The organism is Caulobacter sp. GW822-FHT07D08 (assembly GCF_058798735.1).
Window position 1 is genome coordinate 133,947 of the sequence record NZ_JBXAKU010000012.1, and the last position, 7,242, is coordinate 141,188.

The 7,242-nt window shown below is 68.0% G+C and carries 8 protein-coding genes; 6 read left to right on the plus strand and 2 right to left on the minus strand.

The window, feature by feature from the left end; genetic code table 11:
• Positions 1–109: 109 nt before the first annotated feature.
• Positions 110–1,315 (minus strand): aminotransferase class V-fold PLP-dependent enzyme, encoded by a 1,206-nt coding sequence (locus tag AC1RJ9_RS20565; RefSeq protein ID WP_492839813.1) that lies wholly within the window; start codon positions 1,313–1,315, stop codon positions 110–112.
• Positions 1,312–2,103, minus strand: a complete 792-nt coding sequence (locus AC1RJ9_RS20570; RefSeq protein WP_492839814.1) for a tryptophan 2,3-dioxygenase — start codon at positions 2,101–2,103, stop codon at positions 1,312–1,314. The genes AC1RJ9_RS20565 and AC1RJ9_RS20570 overlap by 4 nt, the downstream gene beginning before the upstream one ends.
• Before the next feature lie 151 nt (positions 2,104–2,254).
• Here AC1RJ9_RS20570 and rsgA point away from each other — a divergent pair, with 151 nt between their 5' ends.
• The 6 genes from rsgA to AC1RJ9_RS20600 all read left to right on the plus strand — a co-directional run bounded on the left by rsgA (position 2,255) and on the right by AC1RJ9_RS20600 (position 6,604).
• A complete protein-coding gene (rsgA, locus tag AC1RJ9_RS20575) occupies positions 2,255–3,331 on the plus strand; it encodes a ribosome small subunit-dependent GTPase A (protein ID WP_492839815.1) in 1,077 nt (358 codons plus the stop codon).
• 100 nt (positions 3,332–3,431) lie between these two features.
• Complete coding sequence (locus tag AC1RJ9_RS20580; protein WP_492839816.1) at positions 3,432–3,770, plus strand: hypothetical protein; 339 nt, start codon at positions 3,432–3,434, stop codon at positions 3,768–3,770.
• 87 nt (positions 3,771–3,857) lie between these two features.
• Positions 3,858–4,910, plus strand: a complete 1,053-nt coding sequence (locus AC1RJ9_RS20585; RefSeq protein ID WP_492839817.1) for a glycosyltransferase family 2 protein — start codon at positions 3,858–3,860, stop codon at positions 4,908–4,910.
• The gene (locus tag AC1RJ9_RS20590) at positions 4,907–5,356 is read left to right on the plus strand and encodes a GtrA family protein (protein ID WP_492839818.1); all 450 of its coding nucleotides are present in this window, start codon (positions 4,907–4,909) and stop codon (positions 5,354–5,356) included. Before AC1RJ9_RS20585 ends, AC1RJ9_RS20590 begins: the two co-directional genes overlap by 4 nt.
• Positions 5,344–6,069 (plus strand): class I SAM-dependent methyltransferase, encoded by a 726-nt coding sequence (locus AC1RJ9_RS20595; RefSeq protein ID WP_492839819.1) that lies wholly within the window; start codon positions 5,344–5,346, stop codon positions 6,067–6,069. The genes AC1RJ9_RS20590 and AC1RJ9_RS20595 overlap by 13 nt, the downstream gene beginning before the upstream one ends.
• Before the next feature lie 241 nt (positions 6,070–6,310).
• Positions 6,311–6,604, plus strand: coding sequence for a hypothetical protein (locus tag AC1RJ9_RS20600; protein WP_492839820.1), 294 nt, complete (start codon positions 6,311–6,313; stop codon positions 6,602–6,604).
• Positions 6,605–7,242: the final 638 nt, after the last annotated feature.

Here is a 7,242-nt window from a genome sequence, read left to right on the forward strand (position 1 = left end):
ATCCCGGCCAAGCGCGTAGCGCGCCGAGCCGGGACCGCCGGAGGCTCAGCGTCCCTGGCGGTCCCGGCTCTCCGCTTCGCTGCGGCCGGGATGACAAGCTTTTTTGCGTTTAGGTCAACCCCCGGCACGCCCCGCAGAACGCCGCCACGTCGCCGTCGTCGTGATAGATCGACAGTCCCACCCGCAGCACGTCGTCGCGGACGTCGGTCACCACGCCCTTTTCGGCCAGCGCCTGTTTCCAGGCGCTGGCTTTTTCGTGCCGCAGGGCCAGGAACCGCGCCTGCGGACCCTCGCCTGGCGGGTTCAGCACGACGGCGTCCTTCAGCGGCCCGGCCTCGCCGTCGGCGATCCTGTCCAGCAACAGCCGTTGCAGGCGCCCGACATGGGCCGCGATCGCCGCCGTGCTCAGGCCTTCGGCCTCCAGCATCCGGCCCGCCGCCACGAAGCGGTACAGCCCCGACGGATCGAAGGTCGCGCCCAGGAAGCGGCCGGCGTCGCGGACATAGCCGACCCCGCCGGGCGGGCCCTCCAGGTCGCCGAACTCGGCGTACCAGCCGGTCAGCACCGGGCGCGGGCCATAGCCCTCCGGCGCGTGCAGGAAGGCCGCGCCCTCCCCGGCCATGGCGTATTTGTAGCCGCCGGCGACGTAGAAGATCCGGTCCGCGACGGCCGACAGGTCGGTCGGGACGGCGCGGAAGCCGTGATAGCCGTCGACCACCACCCACGGCCCCTCGGGCCGGGCCAGCTCGGCCAGCTCCCAGACGCGCTCGAACACGAAGCCGGTCTTGAAGAACACGTGGCTGACGAAGATCAGGTCGTAGGTCCCGGTCCGGGCGGCGGACAGGAACCGCTCGGCGAAGTCGGGGCGGTCGGTCTCGACCAGGGTCAGCTCGATCAGGCCGGCCTCGACCCAGCGCTGGGCCTGGCGGCGGAACGAGTGGAACTCGCCGTCGGTGGACAGGACGCGGATGGGCTGGTCGGTCGACGGGCGCTCGATCGCCGACACCAGCGCCGCCAGCAGGGCGTGGGTGTTGGGCGCGAAGACCACGCTGTCGGCCGCCCCCTGCGAAGAGAGAGGCAGGTTCAGCTCGCGGGCGACCAGGCCCTGGGCGGCCGGATAAACCTGGCCCAGCGCCTTGTCCCACTTGTGGTCGGCCAGGACGACCGCGTCCTCCCAGGCCTCGACCTGGCCGGCCAGGGTGGCGTCGGGCCACAGGTGATGGCTGTGGGCGGCCATGTGCAGGCGGCCCGGCACGGACAGGGCCTTGGAAAACAGGTCCTTGCGCGCGGTCATCGGAGCCTGGTCCTCCCTCATAGTTTCGTTCTCAGGGACCACAGTTCGGGGAAGGCCCGGCGGCGCAGGGTGCTGGCGAGATAGCCGACCCCGTCGGTGCCGCCCGTGCCCGGCCGGCCGCCGATGATCCGCTCGACGGTCAGCACGTGCTTGTGCCGCCAGGTGACCAGGGCGTCGTCCAGGTCGACCAGCTTCTCGGCCAGCTGGTACAGCTCCCAATAGCGCTGCGGGTCGCGATAGACCTCCAGCCAGGCGGCCTCCACCTCGGGCGAGGGCGCGTAGGTCTGGCTGAAGTCGCGGTTCAATGCATTGTCCGGCACGGCCAAGCCGTGCCGAGGAAGTTGCGCGATGGCCACGTCGTAGAGGCTGGGCGCGTCGAGCGCCGCCTGCAGCTGGCCCAGGGCCGAGGAGCCCTCCTCGTGGAACTTCAGGAAGCTCTGGTCCTTCAGGCCCAGCAGGTATTCCAGGGTCCGGAACTGATGCGACTGGAAGCCGGAGGACGAGCCCAGGTCGCCCCGGAAACTCAGATAGTCGGCCGGCGTCATGGTCGCCAGCACGTCCCACGACAGGGTCATCACCGTCTGGATTCGCGACACCCGCGCCAGGGCCTTGTAGGCCGGCTCGACGTCGTGGGCCGCGATCAGCCGCTTGGCCAGCTCGACCTCGTGGATGATCTCCTTGAGCCACAGCTCCTTGGTCTGGTGGATGACGATGAACAGCAGTTCGTCGTGCCGGTCGCTCTGCGGCTTCTGGGCCGCGAGCAGTTCGTCCAGCGCCAGATAGCGCGCGTAGGTCATGTCTTTCGCCATGGAGAACCCTATGCCGCTTTTCGCGGCATATCGCTACCGCGGGCCTATCGCCGGGACGGCTGGCCGTTACCCGCCGGGGCCTCTAGAATGGCCCGCCACAACCCGCACCCCAGAACCGCCTCAAGGAGCCCTGGCGTTTGAAAGCCTCGACTTGATCACGCAATACGGATGGTCCGACGCGCTGGCGCGGGACTTCAAGCCGCACGCCCGCGCCGGCTACGTTCCCGGGCGCGTCGTCGTCCAGCGGCGCGACGGCTATCTGGTGACCGCCGACCGGGGCGAGCTGCGCGCCAAGCTGTCCGGCCGTCTGCGCCACGAGGCCCGCGAGATCGGCCATCCCGCCGTCGGCGACTGGGTGGCGATGTCGGTCAACGCCGCCGAGCGCACCGCCACCATCCACGCCCTGCTGCCGCGGCGCACCGCCTTCATCCGCCGGGCCGCCGACAGCCTGCAGTCGCCGCAGGTCATCGCCGCCAATGTCGACCTGGCCTTCATCGTCACCTCGATGAACGGCGACCTCAATCCGCGCCGGATCGAGCGCTACCTGGCCGCGGCCTGGCAGAGCGGCGCGCGGCCGGTGATCGTGCTGACCAAGTCGGACCTCGTCGCCGACACCGGAGCCCAGACCGCCGAGATCGAGGCCCTGGCCGCCGGCTGCCCGGTGGTCAGCATCTCGGCGCGGCAGGGCGTCGGCCTGGACGCCCTGCTGGCCCATCTGGCGCCGGGCGAGACCTGCGTGCTGATCGGCTCGTCCGGGGTCGGCAAGTCCACCCTGGTCAATGTGCTGCTGGGCGAGCAACGCATGGCGACCCAGGACGTCCGCGAAGGCGACGACAAGGGCCGCCACACCACCAGCCACCGCGAGCTCGTTTTGCTGCCCGGCGGCGGGCTGATCGTCGACACCCCCGGCGTGCGCGAGATCGGCCTGGTCGACGCCGAGCAAGGCGTCAGCGTGGTGTTCGACGACATCGAGCAGCTGACCCAGAACTGCAAGTTCAGCGACTGCACTCACGCCAACGAACCCGGCTGCGCGGTGCGCGCGGCGATCGAGAGCGGGACGCTGGATCCCGACCGCTGGGCGCACTTCCAGAAGCTGGGGCTGGAGCTGGCCGCCATGGAGCAGAAGACCGAGCGCCTGGCCCGGGACGCCGAACGCCGCCGGCAAGGCGGGCTGCAGAAGGTCTATCGCGCCACCAAGAAGGACGTCCGCGGCGGGGCCGATCGCTGAACCAGCCGCGTCGCCGCACGATGTTCTCTCAGAATTTGGACCCTTCCCCGGGCCGAACGGGTTAGGGGTGGTGATTCCAGACTAAAGAGAGACCCTTGCCATGCCCGCTTTCACCATCGTCACGACCAGTGCGACCCAAGGCAGCGATGCGGCGGAGGTCAGCTCGCTGGCCGATGAGTTCGGCAGCGACATCGAAGCCCTGGGCTATTCGCGCCGCATGGCCGACGAGATGCTCAGCATGGCCAACCAGCTGTCGCTGGACTTCGACTACAGCCATGTCGGCCTCTATGAGGGCGACCTGATCGACGAAGAGGTCGATCCCAGCCACGCCGCGTTCCTGGGCGCGTGGGTGCTGGACGAGGAAGGCATCGCCTTCCTGACGGCGGACGAGTTCCGCGACGGGACCGACGAGACCGAGACGGAAGCCGAAGCTTCCTGACGAAATGGCCGTCGGCGACGCCCCATCCGGCGCGCCGGCGGCGCTTTCCCCTCCCCCTCCGCGCGTAACCCCGCTAAACCCTCCCTCATGGTTCAGTCGTCCGCGTCCGTCATCGCCGCGCCCCCTGTCGCGCCCCAAGCCGCGCCTCAAGCCGCGCTTCAGCCCGCGCCCGTCGCCACGCGCTCGCGCGTCGGCAAGACGCTGTCGATCGTCGCGCCCTGCTTTAACGAGCAGGAGGTCCTGGACCTGTTCTTCGACCGCATCGACGCCGAGCTGGCCAGGCTGGGGGTCGACTACGAGATCGTCTGCGTCAACGACGGCAGCCGCGACCACACCCTGGCGGTGCTGCTGAAGCACCATCAGCGGGATCCGCGCATCAAGGTCATCAACCTGGCCCGCAACTTCGGCAAGGAGGTCGCCCTGTCGGCCGGCCTGGACGCCGCGTGTGGCGACATGGTGGTGCCGATCGACTGCGACCTGCAGGACCCGCCGGAGCTGATCGGCCAGTTCATCGAGGCCTGGGAGGCCGGGGCCGACGTGGCCTATGGCGTGCGGGTCGACCGCAGCAGCGACACCTTCGTCAAGCGCCTGACGGCCCAGGGCTTCTACAAGGCCTTCAACCGGATGTCGGACGTCGACCTGCCCTACAACGCCGGCGACTACCGGCTGATGGACAGGCGGGTCGTCGACGTGCTGCGCCAGTTGCCCGAACGCAACCGCTTCATGAAGGGCCTGTTCGCCTGGGTCGGCTTCAAGCAGACGCCGATCCCCTATGCCCGCCCCGAGCGCGCGGCCGGGACCAGCTCGTTCCGCTACTGGAAGCTCTGGAACTTCGCCCTCGACGGCATCACCTCGTTCAGCACCGCCCCGATCCGGATCTGGAGCTATGTCGGCCTGATCGCCGGCCTGCTGGCGGCCTCGGCGGCCGTGTTCCTGGTGCTGCGCACCCTGCTGGAAGGCAACAAGGTCCCCGGCTATCCGTCGCTGATGGTGGTGATCCTGTCGGGCTTCGCCATCCAGATGCTGGCCATCGGCTCGCTGGGCGAGTACGTCGCCCGCATCTATCAGGAAGTGAAGGGCCGGCCGCTGTACGTGATCATGGACCGCTACGGCTTCGACGCGCGGAACCCCGAGACGTGAGCGCCCTGCTGACCCCGGCCCGGCGCGAGTTCCTGGTCTCGGCCCTTCGCTATGGCGTGGCCGGCGTGGCCAACACCCTGGTCGGCCTCTCCATCATCCTGGCGCTGGACGTCGGGCTGCGCGTCGACCCGCACATCGCCAACGCCGTCGGCTACGCGGTCGGGGTCTGCGTCAGCTTCGCCCTGAGCAAGCTCTTCGTATTCAAGGCCCGCCGCGCCGCGCGTTCGGCGCCGCTGCGCTACGGCGTGGCCGTGGCCGTGGCCTTCGCCCTGAACCAGGGCGTGCTGACCCTGGCCCGGATGGTATTGCCGCATGGCGCCCTGTTCGATGTCGCCGCCCAGGGCGCGGCCGTGGCAAGCTATACCGCCGCGCTCTTCCTGCTGAGCCATTTCTGGGTCTTCGCCCACCAACCCACCGCCGACCGGGACGCCGCATGGACCGCCTGATCTACGACCGCATCCGCGAGCTGGAGACCGACCACTGGTGGTTTGTCGGACGCCGCAAGATCCTGCGCGGCCTGCTGCGGCGCCTGGCCCCGCCGGCCGGCGCGCGCATCCTGGAGGTCGGCTGCGGCGCGGGCGGCAACGTCCCGCTGCTGCGCGAGTTCGGCGACGTGAAGGCCCTGGAGCCCGACGACGAGTCGCGCGCCTACGCCTCCGAGCGCCTCGGCCTGGCGATCGACACCGGCCTGCTGCCGGACGGCCTGCCCTACGCGCCCGAAACCTTCGACCTGGTCTGCGCCTTCGACGTGGTCGAGCACGTCGATGACGACGCCGGCTCGGTGAGGGCCCTGGCCAGGCTGGTCAAGCCCGGCGGCGCGATCCTGACCACGGTGCCGGCCTATCAGTGGATGTGGAGCCACCACGACGTACTGCACCACCACAAGCGCCGCTACCTGCTGCCGCGCTACCGCGCCCTGTTCGAGGACGCGGGCCTGAAGGTCGAGACCGCGACCTATTTCAACAGCCTGCTGTTCCCGCTGGCGGCCGTGCAGCGCACCGCCAAGAAGCTGCTGAAGAACGACAGCGCCGACGACGCGATGCCGCCGTCCTGGCTGAACAAGGCCCTGGCCGGCGTGTTCTCGCTGGAGGCCCCGCTGACGATCGGCGGCGGCCTGCCGTTTGGCCTGTCCATCGCGGTGATCGCCCGGAAGGTCTAAGCGGAATCGGCGGGGCGGCCGACTGCCGGAAGCGGACCTTATGATCGTCTGTACGGGGTCGTGAACGGTCATCGGCGGAGGTGCTGACACTGGCCCGAGGGAGGTCGGCATTCTGGACTGGCACCGGTGACGGCTTCCGCCCCTAGTCGGACAATGCGGATTACCGAAAGAGGACCCAGCAGAAAGCCTATGACGGCGCGCAAGACTTATTGCGCTACTGAGTAGAGCTTAGCGTATTCGCATGGAACAGTTCATGCTCATGATTGCGCTCTCTAGCGCGCTTCGCACCGCGCTGCTGCGCCATTCGGTGACCAAAAGAGAATCCGGGTCAGGCACGACCATGATACTTCAGCATGAAGCCTGGGACGCGCTGTCCACTCTGGCCAGGAACGGCCGCGACGCAGCGGGTAGCCGATGGTCCGACGTGACAGCGACTGCCGCTAAAGAACTTGGTGCGAACACGGGCATCCCTTCGTCCCGTGTTGTGGCCATCTTAAATGCAGGGGCTGACGGCCGCCCATTCCCGCAGGCGTGAGCCATTGGCGGCGTCTCGACCCGTACGCCGCTAGCAAAAGCCTGACCCGCCGGACAATGAAGGCCCGTCAACGTCGACGGGCCTCCGGACAAACTCAGTCGCAGGTGCCGAATTCGAAGTCTTCGAATTCGCCGGTCTCCTGCCCGAACGACCGTATAGTCCCGTCGCAATAGTAGCGGACCCAACCCACCTCTACTCTTTCTCCAGGTTGGAGACCATGACCCGGCGTGTGAAAGTACTCATAGTTATAGTAGATCGTCTCCCGGTAGAAGCGCGGACCTGCGTTTGAACTCATCGGGATCGAGGAAAGGGCCAGAGCGGCTATCAGCGAGACTTGAAACAAGCGCTTCATGCATGATCCTCAATGGGCGGAAGTGCCCGAAGAAAATGGCGCCATAAGTTGTCTAATTTTGCAAACTAAAGTTGAGTCTATTGCGCGATATTTCTCTCACCGGCTAGTCCGGGTTCTTCCCCCTTGCCCTTGGGCCCCTTCCGCAACGTGCGCATCCGGTGACCGCGGCGGCCTAGGTCCAGATAGCGGACGTCACTAGGTTCAGGGCGGGGTGGAGGCTGTGTGAAAACGTCGATTTAGGCTATGATTCTCGGAGGTTAATCTCCGGGGGCTTAGATGAAGCGCT